Annotated in this window: 14 protein-coding genes; 3 read left to right on the forward strand and 11 right to left on the reverse strand. The window is 68.8% G+C overall.

Annotated elements, in window-relative coordinates; all coding sequences use genetic code 11:
- Nucleotides 1–10: 10 nt before the first annotated feature.
- The 10 genes from AC0VYD_RS22420 to ectA form a co-directional block, all read right to left on the reverse strand.
- Complete coding sequence (locus tag AC0VYD_RS22420; protein ID WP_475477367.1) at nucleotides 11–1003, reverse strand: NUDIX domain-containing protein; 993 nt, start codon at nucleotides 1001–1003, stop codon at nucleotides 11–13.
- Nucleotides 1000–3102 carry an RNA degradosome polyphosphate kinase gene (locus tag AC0VYD_RS22425; RefSeq protein WP_475477368.1) on the reverse strand — a complete coding sequence of 701 codons (2103 nt, stop codon included), beginning with the start codon at nucleotides 3100–3102 and terminating at the stop codon, nucleotides 1000–1002. Before AC0VYD_RS22425 ends, AC0VYD_RS22420 begins: the two co-directional genes overlap by 4 nt.
- Before the next feature lie 225 nt (nucleotides 3103–3327).
- Nucleotides 3328–4269 (reverse strand): lysostaphin resistance A-like protein, encoded by a 942-nt coding sequence (locus AC0VYD_RS22430; protein ID WP_475477369.1) that lies wholly within the window; start codon nucleotides 4267–4269, stop codon nucleotides 3328–3330.
- A gap of 199 nt (nucleotides 4270–4468) precedes the next feature.
- A complete protein-coding gene (gene ehuA / locus AC0VYD_RS22435; protein WP_475477370.1) occupies nucleotides 4469–5305 on the reverse strand; it encodes an ectoine/hydroxyectoine ABC transporter ATP-binding protein EhuA in 837 nt (278 codons plus the stop codon).
- Entirely contained in the window at nucleotides 5292–5897 is a 606-nt protein-coding gene (gene ehuD, locus AC0VYD_RS22440) for an ectoine/hydroxyectoine ABC transporter permease subunit EhuD (protein ID WP_475480343.1), read from the reverse strand. The genes ehuA and ehuD overlap by 14 nt, the downstream gene beginning before the upstream one ends.
- Nucleotides 5898–5932: 35 nt before the next feature.
- Complete coding sequence (gene ehuC / locus AC0VYD_RS22445; RefSeq protein ID WP_475477371.1) at nucleotides 5933–6661, reverse strand: ectoine/hydroxyectoine ABC transporter permease subunit EhuC; 729 nt, start codon at nucleotides 6659–6661, stop codon at nucleotides 5933–5935.
- A gap of 6 nt (nucleotides 6662–6667) precedes the next feature.
- Nucleotides 6668–7531, reverse strand: coding sequence for an ectoine/hydroxyectoine ABC transporter substrate-binding protein EhuB (ehuB, locus tag AC0VYD_RS22450; RefSeq protein WP_475480344.1), 864 nt, complete (start codon nucleotides 7529–7531; stop codon nucleotides 6668–6670).
- A gap of 464 nt (nucleotides 7532–7995) precedes the next feature.
- On the reverse strand, nucleotides 7996–8397 hold the full coding sequence (locus tag AC0VYD_RS22455; RefSeq protein ID WP_473038088.1) for an ectoine synthase: 402 nt from the start codon (nucleotides 8395–8397) through the stop codon (nucleotides 7996–7998).
- A 122-nt stretch (nucleotides 8398–8519) separates the two neighbouring features.
- Nucleotides 8520–9788 carry a diaminobutyrate--2-oxoglutarate transaminase gene (ectB, locus tag AC0VYD_RS22460; RefSeq protein ID WP_475477372.1) on the reverse strand — a complete coding sequence of 423 codons (1269 nt, stop codon included), beginning with the start codon at nucleotides 9786–9788 and terminating at the stop codon, nucleotides 8520–8522.
- 91 nt (nucleotides 9789–9879) lie between these two features.
- Entirely contained in the window at nucleotides 9880–10386 is a 507-nt protein-coding gene (ectA, locus tag AC0VYD_RS22465; RefSeq protein ID WP_268249150.1) for a diaminobutyrate acetyltransferase, read from the reverse strand.
- 776 nt (nucleotides 10387–11162) lie between these two features.
- On the opposite strand from ectA, the gene AC0VYD_RS22470 reads away from it, so the two are divergent.
- The 3 genes from AC0VYD_RS22470 to AC0VYD_RS22480 all read left to right on the forward strand — a co-directional run bounded on the left by AC0VYD_RS22470 (nucleotide 11163) and on the right by AC0VYD_RS22480 (nucleotide 12907).
- Complete coding sequence (locus AC0VYD_RS22470) at nucleotides 11163–11426, forward strand: WhiB family transcriptional regulator (protein WP_191266404.1); 264 nt, start codon at nucleotides 11163–11165, stop codon at nucleotides 11424–11426.
- A gap of 144 nt (nucleotides 11427–11570) precedes the next feature.
- Nucleotides 11571–12242, forward strand: coding sequence for a copper resistance protein (locus tag AC0VYD_RS22475; protein WP_475477373.1), 672 nt, complete (start codon nucleotides 11571–11573; stop codon nucleotides 12240–12242).
- Nucleotides 12243–12271: 29 nt separating this feature from the next.
- Nucleotides 12272–12907: a copper resistance CopC family protein gene (locus tag AC0VYD_RS22480; protein WP_475477374.1), complete on the forward strand. Its 636-nt coding sequence runs from the start codon at nucleotides 12272–12274 to the stop codon at nucleotides 12905–12907.
- Nucleotides 12908–13001: 94 nt separating this feature from the next.
- On the opposite strand, the gene AC0VYD_RS22485 is transcribed toward AC0VYD_RS22480, so the two are convergent.
- Entirely contained in the window at nucleotides 13002–13763 is a 762-nt protein-coding gene (locus AC0VYD_RS22485) for a PP2C family protein-serine/threonine phosphatase (RefSeq protein WP_475477375.1), read from the reverse strand.
- Nucleotides 13764–13998 lie beyond the last annotated feature (235 nt).

The raw sequence follows: 13998 nt of genomic DNA on the forward strand, positions 1-13998 counted from the left end.
CGGGGAACGCTCACTCCCGCACGGCGTGCCGTTCCACCCCGGCCAGCGCGCCGTCCGATGACACGTGCACGACCCAGAAGGACCCCTTGCGCAGGCTGCGCTGCTGGGACAGCGGTGCGCCCAACAGGGTGAGCGCCTCGGTCATCAGGTGGGGCACCAGTTCGCCGTGCGTGCACACCACGGTGGGCTGCCCCTCCGCCAGGATCCGCCCGAACGCCTCCCTGGCCTCCTCCACCTCGTACCCCTTCCCTTCACGGCCCACCGTGAAGGCGCGTTCGGTACGCATCGGAACGTCGCACTCGACCGTGTAGGGGAGGAGGGACTCGGTGCAGCGCGCCGCCGACGAGGACACCGCACGGGGTCGGCCGTAGGCGGCCAGCACCCGGGGCAGGGCCAACGCGTCGGTCCTGCCGGTCCCGTCGAGCGGGCGCAGCAGGTCGTCGCCGTTCCAGGCCCGCTTCTCCCCCGCCGAGAGGTGGCGTAGCAGGACGACCGGGAAGGTCCGGGCCGGGCCGGCCCGGAAGTTGTCGAGGACCCGGACGTCGTGGTCGTAGGTGAGCCGTTCGCGGGCCGCCCCGACGGGCACCCACTCCACGGCCTCCACCTCCTCGTTGGGTTCGTAGTCGATGATCCCGCCCGGTTGGGCCGGTGTGGCCGCCCACCACTCCACCTGCTTGGGCCAACCGTCCTTGAGGTAGCGCTGCGGCGGCAGGCGGCGCCCCATCACGGGGGTCAGCCCGGTTTCCTCCTCCACCTCCCGGACCGCGCCGGTGACGGGGTGCTCGCCGTTCTTGAGCTTGCCCTTGGGCAGGGTCCAGTCGTCGCGGTCCGGACGGCGGACGAGGACGACCTCCCGGCCCCGGGAGGAGTCGCGCCAGAGCACCGCCCCGGCCGCCCGGATCGGCTCCAGGTAACCGCCCACCGCCGTGTCCCTCGGGGGGAAGGCACTGGTCACTCGGATGTCGGAGCCGGAGGTTCCGGTCCCGGATTCATGGGTGTTCACCCGTCCACCACTCTCAGGTGCCGGTCGCCCCGCAGGGTGTCCTGGAGGTCGACCAGCGGTTGCCCCTCCTCGTCATGGGTGACCCGTGTCCACGTGCCGTCGGGTTCGAGTCGCCAGGAGGAGGTCTTGTCGGACATCGCCAGGTCCATGATGCCCACCAAACGGCGGCACTGCTCGGGTTCGGCGATCCGGACCAGCGCCTCCACCCGCCGGTCGAGGTTGCGGGGCATCAGGTCCGCGCTGCCGATCCACACCCTGGGCCGCCAGCCGTTGGCGAAGACGAACACCCGCGAGTGTTCGAGGAATCGTCCGAGGACGCTGCGCACCCGGATGTTCTCGGACAGCCCCGGAACCCCGGCGCGCAGCACGCAGCTGCCCCGTACCCACAGGTCGACGCTGACCCCTGCCTGCGAGGCGCGGTAGAGGGCGTCGATGACAGCCTCGTCGACCAGGGAGTTCACCTTGATGCGGATGCGGGCGGGCTCCCCCTTGAGACTGTTCTCGATCTCGGTGCCGATCTGCTGGAGCAACCCCTTGCGCAGGGCCGCGGGGGCGGTCAGCAGCCTGCGGTAGTGCTTCTTGCGGGAGAAGCCGGTGAGGCTGTTGAACAGTTCGCTGACGTCCTCGCCGACCTCGGAGTCGGCGCTGAACAGACCGAAGTCCTCGTAGATGCGCGCGGTGCTCGGGTTGTAGTTCCCGGTGCCGACGTGGCAGTAGCGGCGCAACAGCCCGTCGTCGTCCTTGCGGATGACCATGGACAGCTTGCAGTGGGTCTTGAGGCCGACGACCCCGTAGACCACGTGGCAGCCCGCGCGTTCGAGCTTGCGGGCCCACTGGATGTTGTTCTGTTCGTCGAAGCGGGCCTTGACCTCGACCAGGACCACGACCTCCTTGCCGCCTCGGGCGGCCTCGATGAGCGACTCCACGATGGGGGAGTCCCCGCTGGTGCGGTACAGGGTCTGCTTGATCGCCACGACCTTCGGATCAGCCGAGGCCAGCTCCAGGAAGCGCTCGGTGGTGGTGGCGAAGGACTCGTAGGGGTGATGGACCAGGATCTCGCGTTCCCGGATGGCCGCGAACAGGTCGCCGGAGGTCAGGGCGCGCGGTTCGACCGGGACCATGGGCGGGTACCGCAGTTCGGGCCGGTCGGTGTCGGCGATCTGGGTGAGGCCGGCCAGGTTGAGCGGGCCGGGGACCCGGTAGATCTCCTCCTCCTCCGCGCCCAGCTCCTCGCGGAGGATCGACAGCACCTCGTCACTGATGGTCTGCTCCACCTCCAGGCGCACGAGCGGGCCGAACCTGCGGCGCAGGAGTTCGTTCTCCAGCGACTGGACGAGGTCGTCGGTCTCGTCCTCGTCGACCTCCAGGTCCGCGTTGCGGGTGACCCGGAAGGCGTGGTGTTCGACCACCTGGATGCCCTCGAAGAGCTGGGGCAGGTGCGCGGCGATGATGTCCTCGACCGGCACGAAGCGGCCGCCGCCGTGTGTGGTGAGTTCGATGAACCGGGGCAGCGAGCTGGGCACCTTGACCCGGGCGAACATGTGCCGTTCGTCGTGCGGGTCCCGGACGGTGACGGCGAGGTTGAGCGAACGCCCGGAGATGTAGGGGAAGGGGTGCGCCGAGTCGACCGCGAACGGGGTCACCAGCGGGTAGATGGACCGGCGGAAGTAGCCGTGCAGGTACTCCCGTTCGGCGGTGTCCAGTTCGTTCCACCGGACGATGCGGATGCCCTCCTCGGCCAGGGCGGGGGCGACGCTGTCCTCGAAGCAGGAGGTCTGGCGCCGCATGAGTTCGTGCGTGAACAGGGAGATGCGTTCGAGGAGGTCCCGCGGGTGGTGGCCGCTGGCCGAGGCGACGGACAGCCCCGTGGCCAGACGGCGTTTGAGCCCGGCGACCCGGACCATGAAGAACTCGTCCAGGTTGCTGGCGAAGATGGCGAGGAACCGGGTCCGTTCGAGCAGCGGGATGTCCTCGTCCTCGGCGAGTTCGAGCACCCGCTGGTTGAAGCGGAGCCACCCCTCCTCACGGTCCATGAACCTGTCGGCTGGCAGTTCCGCGGTGCCGGGGCCCGCTGGCGTTGACGCTGATTCCGTGCTCACAGTGGGCAGACTCCCCCTTTTTCATGACCACCCGGTGACAACCCCATGAGGGGAAAATGACCGAAACGCGACCGGTATGGGGCTTGTCTACCCATGTCCTCCGCTCCCTCCGCGGATACCGGACAAATTTTCCGCACGGGGCGCCGCGCGCACCGGTCGGCCGGGGCGCGCCCAGGCGGGCGCGCACGGCGCCGGCACGCCCTCCGACCTGCTCCGACGGGCCTGTCACCGGGAGATCCCGACCTGGAGGTCCGGCGGAAGGATGAGGACGAACATCACCACGCGCATGAGGACGTTGATCCACGTGTTGCGGAAGCACGCCCACAGATAGCCGTAGAACAGGCTCGCGGCGCCGTAGGTGAGCAGGGCCAGCCCCGTGTCGTGCACGAGGTCGTGGCCGGGAAGCTGGGAGACGGCGTCGTAGGGCTGAATGAGCGCGTAGGTCATCGCGAACACCACCGAGGTCACCATGATGCCGCCCCACCGGCCCAGGAGCAGTTCCAGGCGGGTCTGCATCATGCCGCGGAAGAAGATCTCCTCGCACCCCGCGATCACGGCGAAGGCCACCAGCATCGCGTACAGGGCCAGCGAGGGGTCGGGCAGGCCGATGTGCGGCAGGATCAGGTAGCCGATCAGGCCGACCGAGACGGCCACGGGGATCAGCCCGAGCCAGCGCCAGGGCTCGACCGCCTTCAACGCGATCGACGGCATGGCCGTGCCCTTGCCCTCGACGGTGATCCCCGAGCGGTCCAGGAGCAGCAGCGGGATCGCGAACAGGAACAGCAGCCTGGACACCAGGGCGACCGACATCGCCAGGTCCGGAGCGATCCCGGTCTCGGCTCCGTAGAAGGCGAAGAGCATCGACAGTAAGACCATCGACACGACGAAACCGGCCAGCAGGAGCACCATCCAGCCCAGCTCCCGGTAGAGCGGATGGCCGTCCATGGCGGCGACGATCCGCCGGTCGAGCTCCGCGCGGCGGCCGAACGCCTGGACGAGCCCCCAGGCCATCACCCCGCCGATGGCCATCGGAAGCCAGGAGATGAGAAGCAGCACGGCCGAGTCGCCGAAGACGTCCTCCCGCAGGCCGGGATGGGCGAACAGCGTCCCCGCGATCAGGGCCGCGGCGAAGGCGGCCCCCCAGGCGAGCCCCCATCTTCGCACCATGGTCACAAGAGTCCCCCCTGTCTCAGAACACACATTCTGCCCCAGGGAAAACTAAAAGCGACTTAATGACTACGGTATGTCGTCACCCGGTCGTCGGGCGGGCCACGACCCGCGCGCACGGGCGAGGGCGTCGGCAGGGTCGCCGCGGCGACCCTGCCGACGCCCTCGCTGAGGTGTCACGGCCCGGGTACGGGAAGGGTCAGTGGCCGTTCTCCAGGACCGACTTGAGGAAGGACTTGGTCCGCTCCTCCTGAGGGTCGCCGAAGATCTGGTCGGGGTGACCCTCCTCGGCGATCTGGCCCTTGTCGAACATCAGGACGCGGTGCGACACGTCGCGTGCGAAGCTCATCTCGTGGGTCACGCACAGCATCGTGATGTCGGTGGTCTCGGCGACCTCGCGCAGCACGTCCAGAACACCCGCGACCAGCTCCGGGTCCAGGGCCGAGGTGACCTCGTCCAGGAGCAGGATCTCCGGTCGCATCGCCAGCGCGCGGGCGATCGCCACGCGCTGCTGCTGGCCGCCGGAGAGCTGGGTCGGGTGGGCGTCGATCTTGTCGCCCAGACCCACCAGGTCCAACAGTTCCTGGGCGCGCTCGCTGGCCTCGTCCCTGCTCAGGCCCAGGACGTGGACCGGCGCCTCCATGATGTTCTTGCGAACCGTCATGTTGGGGAACAGGTTGAACTGCTGGAACACCATGCCGATGCGCTTGCGCTTCTGGCGCAGGTAGCTCTCGCTGGCGGGCACCAGGCCGCTGCCCCTGGGCATGTGGCTGAAGGGCTCACCGTCGATCCAGATGTGGCCCTCGGTGATCTTCTCCAGCGTCATCAGCAGCCGCAGGATCGTGGTCTTGCCCGACCCGCTCGGCCCGATGAGCGTCACGCGCTCGCCGGGGGCGACCGAGAAGTCGAGGTGGTCCAGGACCGTGAGGTCGCCGAACCGCTTGACCACCTGGTCGAAGACGATCAGCTTGTCCTCTGCGGACCCGCCCTCGACACCCGGTGCCGTCGTGTTCTCGGGGGTATCAGACGGCGGCATATCGCTTCTCCAGTCGTCGGATAGCAATCGCGGAGGGGATGCTCACCAGGAGGAACAGGAAGCCGACCATGGTGAACGCCTCCACGTAACGGAAGCTGGCGCTGCCGACCTGCTGGGCCATCGCCAGCAGTTCGACCACACCGATGGCGAAGAGCAAGGGGGTGTCCTTGAACATCGCGATGAGGTAGTTGCCCAGTGCCGGAATGACCTTCCGGATGGCCTGGGGCAGCACGATGGCCCCCCAGGTCCGGGTGACGGGCAGGCTCAGCGCCTTGGACGCCTCCCACTGACCCTTGGCCACGCCCTCGATGCCCGAGCGGTACACCTCGGCGGTGTAGGCCGCGTAGTGCACGCCCAGGACGACGACACCGATGGTGAACACCGAGACGGTGGAAGGAGCCAGCGCGAAGACGAACACCAACTGGATCACGAGGGGCGTCGTGCGGATGAACTCCATCAGGAAGTGCACGATCGCTCCGAGGAACGGCGCCCGGCGGACCACCGCGATGAGCAGCCCGAGGGCCAACGCGATGGCGTAACCGAGCACGGTGGCCTGGATCGTGACCAGCAGGCCGCTCAGCAGGTCGGGCATGACCCGACCGGTGAACTCGAAGTCCCAGAAGCCGTTCACTTGGCCACCCCCACCTTCGTACCGACCGCCGGGGGTCGCAGCAGCCCGATGAGCCCGCCGCCGGACGGCGGGGTCCTACCCAGCTTGTGGTTGGCCCGGCGTTCGAGCAGCCGCACGCCGAAGATCAGGGCCTGGGCGATCAGGTAGTAGAGCGCGAAGGCCACCAGGAAGACCGGGATCGTCTCCCCGGAGAGGCGGCGGAGGTCGTCGGCCACCCAGGAGAGGTCGTGCAGACTCACCAGGTAGACCACGGCCGTGGCCTTCATCAGCTCCACGACGAGGTTGCCGAACGTGGGCAGCATCTGCGCCCACGCCTGGGGCAGGACGACCAGGCGCATGCGCTGCGGCCAGGACATGTTCAGGGAGACGGTCGCCTCGACCTGCGCCTTGGGCACGGCGTTGATCGAGGAGCGCACCACCTCGGCACCGTAGGCGCCGACGTTCAGCCCCAGCGCCAGGATCGCGGCGAACAGGTCCTCCAACTGGAAACCGGTCGCCACCGGCAGGGCGTAGATGAGCCAGTACATGACCACCAGCGCCGCGATGCCCCGGAACACCTCCACGTACACCGTGGCGACGGCCCGGGGCAGCCAGTGGTTCACCGTTCCCAGGACGCCGAAGAACATGGCCAGCACGAAGGCCAGGACGATTCCACCGAGCGTGAGCTGAATCGTGAGCCACGCGCCCTCGAGGAAGCGCGGCCACTGTTCGATCAGGAACTCCACGCCGGATCAGCCTTCGCAGAGTTCAGCGGTGGTCTTGTCGTCGGGGAGGTCGGCCTCGGTGAAGCCCCACTCCTCTCCCAGCTCCAGCAGACGGCCGCTTTCCTTGAACTCCGCGAGGACCCGGTTGATCTCCGAGAGCAGTTCCTCGTCCTCCTGGCGGACGCACAGCCCGCCCCAGCCCTTCTCCTCCTTGCCGTCCATGACGGGGTAGAAGGGCTCGGTGACGGTGTACTCGTCCTCCATCTCGTGCTCGATCAGCAGGTAGGTGTGGGACACCGCCAGCATGGAGACCGCGTCGACACGGCCGGACTGCAGCAGCTCGAAGCCGCGGGTCTGGTCCGGGATGAGTTCGAGCTGGTCCTCGGGCACGCCGAAGTACTCGGCGTAGTTCTGCTCCACCGACCCGTTGAGCACGGCGAGCGTGAGGTCGGGGTTGTCGACGAAGTCCTCGAAGTGCTGGATGTCGTGGGGGTTGTCCTTGTCCACCAGGAACGCCTCGGGGGACGTCGCGGTCGGTTCGCTGAACGCGACCTGCTCACAGCGCTCGGGGTTGATGAACACGCCGGCGGCGATGACGTCGTAGCGGTTGGCCTGCAGGCCGGGGATCAGGCCGTCCCAGGAGGTCGCCGAGGCCTGGATCTCCGGGACGCCCAGCTCCTCGAAGACGGCTCGGGCCACCGCCGGGGACTGCCCGGCCGCCTCACCGGTGGAGTCGACGAAACCGAAGGGCACCTCGTTGGCCAGGGCCACTGCCACGAAGCCCTGTTCACGCAGGCGTTCGAGGGTGGACTGGCCCTCCTCGCCGCCGGCGGAGTCGTCGACCCGGCTGCACGCTGCGAGGCCGGCCGTGGCGAGGCCGACGCCCCCCAGTCGGAGGGCGTCTCGACGTCCCCAGGTGCCCCGCCGACGCGCTGGTCCCTGATTCTTCACGACTGCTCCTCGAAAACTCGCGAGAGCGGAGCCTTCGCCCGAAGGACACAGGGCGAGGGCGCCGCGTATTCGGATGGTGGATTCGCCTCGTGCGGGCGCTTCCGCGGTGCGGTGCCGCGATCTCGGCCGCCGCCCGGGTGCTCGGGACGGCGGCGCTGGTACGGGGTTCTCCCTCCCCCTGCGCGCTCTGCAGTAACTGAACAGGTTTAGTCCGTTATGCACTGGTTATGAGTCATGTCTCGTCCAATGACCCGATGACGCACCCCCCGCGAGCTGGTCACCTGCGCTTGGTGACTGTGGGTCCCCGTGTCCGCCACCCAGGGATTCCCACCCCGGGAAGCCGAACGGGCGGGGTCCGGACACCCGGACCCCGCCCGCTCGATCGACACTCCGTGCCCGAGGGGCTACACGGTGGCGTCCTCCTCGACGACCAGCGGGTAGACGCCGTTCTCGTCGTGGACCTCGCGCCCGGTGACGGGCGGGTTGAAGACGCACAGCACGCGGAAGTCCGTCTTGGGCCGGACCGTGTGCTTCTCGTGGCCGTTGAGCAGGTAGAGGGTGCCCGGGGTGATGATGTGCTTCTCCCCGGTCTCCTCGTTGGTCAGCTCGGCCTCGCCCTCGATGCAGTGCACGAGCTCGACGTGGTTGGCGTACCAGAACGTCGACTCGGTGCCCGCGTACAGCACGGTCTCGTGGAAGGAGAAGCCCACCTTCTCCTTGGCCAGGACGATCCGACGGCTGCGCCAGTTCTCGGTCTTGATGTCGGCGTCGGTCTCGCTGATCTCGTCCAGACTGCGAACGATCACTTGGGTCTCCTTAGCGTGCTGTTGTGCTGGTCATGCGCTGGTTACAAGGTACGGGGCCGACCGACACCCCGGTAGGGATGCCGACCGGCCCCGAAGTCCTCGGTGGACGGTCTCCCGTGCGCCTAGGAGCTCTTGGCCCCCTTGACGGCGGCGCGGGCGGCGTCGGCCATGATGTCCAGGCCGGTGGTCAGCTCCTCCTCCGTCGCGGTGAGCGGCGGGAGCAGCTTGGCGACCTCGTCCTCGGGACCGGAGGTCTCGAGGAGCAGGCCGCGGTCGAAGGACTCGGCGGCGACCTTCTTGGCGAGGCCGCCCTCGGCGTCGAAGGCCAGGCCGCGGGCCAGGCCGCGGCCGCGCACGTGCGCGCCGAAGTCGGCGTGCTCGGCCGCCATCTCGGCGAGACGGGCCTCGACCATGTCGCCCTTGGCCCTGGTCGCGTCGGAGAAGGCGTCGTCGCTCCAGAAGCGGCGCAGGGCCTCGGCACCGGTGACCATGGCGGGGTTGAAGCCGCGGAAGGTGCCGTTGTGCTCGCCCGGCTCCCAGACGTCCAGCTCGCGCTTGAACAGCGTGAGCGCCATCGGCAGGCCGTAACCGCTGATGGACTTGGACAGGGTGACGATGTCCGGGGTGATGCCGGCCTCTTCGAAGCTGAAGAACTTGCCGGTACGGCCGCAGCCCATCTGGATGTCGTCCAGGATCAGCAGGATGCCGTACTCCTGGCAGAGCTCGGAGAGCCCGCGGAGCCACTCGGCGCTGGCGACGTTGATGCCGCCCTCGCCCTGGATGGCCTCGACGATCACGGCCGCCGGGGCGTCCAGACCGCTGCCGCTGTCCTCGAGGAGGCTGCGCAGCCACAGGAAGTCCGGGGTCTTGCCGTCGAGGTAGTTGTCGAACGGCATGGTCGCCACGTGGTCGAGCGGCACGCCGGCGCCGCCCCGCTTCATGGAGTTACCGGTGACGGCCAGGGCGCCCAGGGTCATGCCGTGGAAGCCGTTGGTGAAGTTGATGATGGTCTGGCGACCGGTGTACTTACGGGCCAGCTTGAGCGCGGCCTCGACCGCGTTGTTGCCCGCGGGGCCGGGGAACTGGACCTTGTAGTCCAGGTCCCTCGGTTTGAGGATGACGTCCTCGAACGTTTTCAGGAACTCGCGTTTGGCCGTGCTGTACGCGTCGAGGCTGTGGACGATCCGGTCGTCCGTCAGGTACTCGATCAGCGAGGTCTTCAGCTCGGGGTTGTTGTGGCCGTAGTTGAGCGATCCGGCCCCGGCGAAGAAGTCGAGGTAGGGCTTGCCCGACTCGTCGTAGACGTGACTGCCGACGGCCTTGTCGAAGACGACAGGCCAGTTCCGGCAGTATCCGCGGACTTCGGACTCGAGGCGCTGGAAGGTCTCCATCGTGATGTTCCTTGGTTCCTTTCCCCAACTTCGTGGGCTCATGGCTTAGACGAGGGGTGGGTCAGGATCGAGTTCGATCCGGTGCGGACGGTCAGTCGTCGGTTTCGGGCTGCGGGCCGAAGGGCCCGATGCGGACGAGGTCCTCGGGCTCGTGGGGCTCCTCGCCGGCCTTCGGGAAGTGCTCCTCGCCGAAGAGCGGGCTCCAGACGGCCTCGGTGCCCCTGCTCCGCGCGAATGAGGCGAAGAGGGCCCGGGAGGCCTCGTTGTCGGGAGTGACGGTCGCTTCGAGGTACTGAAGACCCTGCTCGGCGAAGGTGTCGCCGATGAAGTCGAGCATCCGGCGGGCGAGCCGCTGACCCCGGTACGCGGAGTCGACGGCCACCTGCCAGAGGAAGTACGTGTCCGGGCTGTCGGGACGGACGTAACCGGTGACGTAGGCCGCCACCCGGCCGTCGGTGTCCCGCGCCACGACGCTGGTCGCGGCGAAGTCCCGGCACCAGAGCGTATAGGCGTACGGAGAGTTGATGTCCATCCCCGTCTCGCCGGCCAACCGCCACATGTGTGGCCCGTCCTCCGGGGAGGGGTGCGTCAGGCGCACGCCCTCACGGCCCGCGGCCTCTGCGGTCTGGGAGCTCACAGCCCCGCCTTCAGTTCGGTCGCGTGCTTGGAGGTTCGTTCGTAGATGTGGCACGTCGATCGAATTTAGCGAACGAAGGTCAAATACGTTTCAGCGAGATTCCGCGTAGATGTTTCAAAGGATTCGGATCGGGTAGGACTCGTTCATTTAGCAGCTTGAGGCCACTCTGACCCGGGCTCACAGGTGACGCGCAGTAGCGGTCATCCGGGCCGTCCACGCCCTGCCCATCAGGGGGTTCGGCCCCGCGGACGGGGGCGTGCGACCCGGGGTCCGGACACATCCGCCGAGGGGCCGCCGACAGCCGTCAGGGTCAAACATAGGGCCTCAACGAGCAATATTAAGCGTGCGTTAAGTCACATCAATTCGGTGGAAACCTCGCGACATAACGCGTGATCGCACCCCCTCGCACGTCACACGCTACGCCCGCCTCCCCTCGGAAGCACCCGTGCGCAGGAGATTCCGCCGGTTCCCGGGCGGCCCACCGGGGCGCCGCCCCGGCCCGTGCCCGCCCGAGCCGGGGGAACACGGACCCAGGCCACAGTCGAACGTCCTTGATGAATCACCGATTTTGCAGCAGACTCTGTGTAGTACGACCTCATGTAGTACTACAATTAGTCGCACCGCTGAGCCGAAACCCGACAGGTCCCACACCCCGGGACGGCAGCGCGGCCACGAACTTCGCTGACCCGCCGTGGGACCACGGTGAGGACCACTGACCAGGGATCGGAGGCGCCCCCGTGAACCGCCTGTACCACGAGAGCGAGGACTGGGTCGAGCAGGGGAACTGCCGCTCCTACGACCCGGAGATCTTCTTCCCGGTGAGCAGCACCGGGATCGGCCGCACCGACACGGAGCAGGCCCTGGCCGTCTGCCGCAGCTGTACTGTTCGCCCGGAATGCCTGCGGTGGGCCCTTCGCGCCGGTGAAGCTCACGGAGTCTGGGGTGGCACCACCCCGGAACAGCGCCGCTACATGCGTCGCGAGCTGGTACCCGCGGGATAGGTCGGGAGAGGGCCCGCCGGGTGCGTGAGGGATCGCACCCGGCGGGCCTCCTTCGCTCCCGGCCCCCAGGCTCCGAGACGGACGAGCCGGTTCTCACGTCCGGAGATCTTGCGGCCCCCGGGGGCACGATCTAGGTTCACTACCGTGCGACCCGCTCACGGCACGCTCCGCCTCATCCGCACGGCGCTTCTGGCCGGTGCGTGCACAGGGCTGGCCTGGGTCGGACACAACCTCTGGGCCTCCGGCCCCGCCGGAGCCGGAGGCTTCCTCCTGGCCACGGTGTTCCTCTTCGCCCTCCTGTGGCGGTTCACCCGCCTCATGCGGGGCTTCGGCGACATCTTCGCCGTGCTGGCCCTGGCGCAACTCGCCCTGCACCTGCTCCTCCAGGGCGCGGCGGAACCCGGACTCCCCGCGCTCGCCCCCGGAGCCGACCACAACGGACACGGCCCGCTCCGCGCCTTCGGTTTCGCACCGGGAATGCTGTTCGCACACCTGTGGGCGGCCCTGCTCGCCGCCGCGCTGCTGGCCCGCGGAGAGTCCGCGCTCTGGTCGCTGGCGAGTGCCGTGTTCCGAGCCCTGCCGCGACTCCTGGGCGCCCCCGAGCTCGCCTTCGCGGCGCCCGGGCAGGCGCTCACCGCGCCTGTGCCCACCGCTCCCCCTCCCCCCGTACCGTCAACGCACGGACCCCGCGGGCCTCCCGGTTCGTCCGCGCTCCGCCTCGGCCCGCCCCCGGACCCCGACCGGTCCCGGACCGCCGACGCGAACCAGACGAGGAACCCGGACCGGCACGGACGACCCCGTGTCCTCCGGGCGTGAACCGCATCCGAACGGCCTGAGAGAAGACCATGAGAAAGTCCCGTACCGCAGCCCTGATCGCCCCCTTCGCCGCTGCGGCCCTGCTGCTGGCGCCCTCCCCCGCACTCGCCCACGACGTGCTCACCGGTTCCGACCCCGAGGACGGCGACACCCTCGACACCCTCCCCGAAGAGGTGGTCCTTTCCTTCAACAACGCACCGATGGAGGGCGGCAGCGGCAGTGCCGTCGTCGTGACCGGACCCGACGGAGCGGAGAAGCAGGAGGGCGACCTGGCCTTCGACGGCACCGACGTGTCCGTGGGGCTGGAGCCGCTGGAGGAGGCCGGTGAGTACACCATCGCCTTCCGGGTGGTCTCCTCCGACGGCCACCCCATCCAGGACACCCTGACCTTCTCGGTGACCGAGGAGGCCGTCGCGGCCGCCGCACCGGAGGAGACCGGGGAGGAGACCCCCGCCGACGGCGCCGAGGAGACCGAGGAGGCCGAGGAGGACCCGGTCGACGAGTCCCCGGTCGCGGCCGAGGAGGACGCCGCGGAGAGCGGGAGCTCCCCGCTGATGGTCCTGGCCGGCATCGTCGTGGCGCTCGCCGCCATCGGTGCCGTCGTGCTGGTCGTGGTGCGCATGCGCAACCGCCCCGGCTCGGGCGGGGGTTCGGCCCGGGACTAGGCGCGGACGGCCTCCGCCGACGGGTGCCCGCGAACGACGGAGGGGCCCGCACGCCGAAACGTGCGGGCCCCTCCCGGGTTCTTCGTGTGCCGTGTCAGCGGCGCCGTGCCAGCAGGATGCTGATGTTGTCCTTGCCGCCCGCTTCCATCGCGGCCTGCCACAGGGCGTGCACGGCCGCCTCGTCACTGCCCGCCTCGGCGATCATCCGTTCCATCTCCTCGGGCAGCACCAGGTCCGACAGGCCGTCACTGCACATGAGCCAGGCGCTGGGGTCCGCGGCCTCGTCCCGGCCCACGTGGGGGACCATCGAACCGCCCGAACTGCCGCCCAGGGACTGGGTGATGAAGTTGGTGGTGACGGGGCGCCCGTCCTCGGAGGGCGGAAGCGCGGGGGAGTCGTCCTCGGAGAGCTGGCGCAGGTGGCGGCCCTCCAGGCGGTAGGTGCGGGAGTCACCCACGTTGAACCAGAAGTTGCCGTCGCTGTTGAGCAGGACCCCGGCGACCGTGGTCCCCATGCCGGAGAACTCGGTGTGCTGGAGGGCGTGGTCCTTGATCTCCTCGTCGATGTTGTTGAGGAGCTGGGCGATCTCCTCCGGACCGTCGAGGCGGGGCCCCATCTCGGCCATCCGGTGCACCGCGTGCTCGGAGGCGATCTCTCCCGCTGCCTGGCCGCCGATACCGTCCGCGACCGCCAGGATGACCGGTTCGCTCACCGGCAGTACGCAGCGGACCGGGGAGGTCATGTTCGCACTGGCGACGGTGAGCGCACCCATGACCACGGAGTCCTCGTTGGCGGGGCGGATAGCGCCCCGGTGCGTGAGGGCCGTGACAATGACTTCCCCACCAGCGACACCCATACGCCCTTCCTCCCGTTTCATCGGCCGTGGCCGGTTGCCCGGCGCCAGGCGCCGGGTCTTTGGTCGAGTCCCGTACAACGTCTGGATTCTGCAACCGTACCGAGCCACTGCCGGAGTCGGTCAAAATCCGCGTACATCATGGCGGAAAACACCCGGATATGCAGTTCCCGCACCGGTTTTCGCCGCCAAAAGTGTTGTGGCCGTTGGGCCTGGGGCGTGTGTTGTGCCGTCGTCC

Source organism: Nocardiopsis sp. iso_40, assembly GCF_056173285.1.